Origin of the sequence: Streptococcus sp. HMSC36C04 (assembly GCF_001839535.1) — a bacterium.
In the GTDB taxonomy this organism is placed as follows: domain Bacteria; phylum Bacillota; class Bacilli; order Lactobacillales; family Streptococcaceae; genus Streptococcus; species Streptococcus hominis.
In genome coordinates this window covers 1-525 of the sequence record NZ_KV841600.1, presented here as the reverse complement: position 1 = coordinate 525, position 525 = coordinate 1, and the positions used below count along the sequence as shown (strand labels likewise).

Genomic DNA, 525 nt, shown 5'->3' with positions numbered 1-525 from the left:
TGAATTCCTTGAGCTTGCGAATGACGGTTGAAGTCGAGATCGATAGCCTGTGGGCAATATCAGTCATGGCTTGCTTCTCAACTAATAATTGAGCGATTTTCTGTTTGACTGCAGAGGCAATCTGGTGATTTTTCTAGACGAGGGAGGTTTCGGCGACAGCCATTTTTCCACAGTTCTTACAGCGAAAGCGCCGCTTTTTGAGTCGGATAAGGGTTTTGTATCCTGCTGTCTCCAGATAAGGGATTTTAGAAGGTTTCTGGAAGTCGTATTTGGCCATCTGTCCCTTGCAGGCAGGGCATGAAGGGGCATCATAATCAAGATGGGCTAGGATTTCTTTGTGAGTACCGGCATCAAAAAGATTGTCTATTTTGATATTTTGGTCTTCAATTCCAAGAAGTTTTGTGATAAAATCGAGTTGTTCCATATGAGTCTTTCTAATGAGTAGTTTCGTCGCTTTTCATTATAGGTCATATGGGACTTTTTTTCTACATAAAACATACTAAGATTAGTAGTGAAGAAATCTCC

General features: G+C 41.1%; 1 pseudogene. It reads right to left on the bottom strand.

The annotated features are described in order from the left end of the window. A pseudogene (locus HMPREF3249_RS06625) lies at positions 1-424 on the bottom strand (transposase family protein); the annotation flags it as partial. Positions 425-525 lie beyond the last annotated feature (101 nt).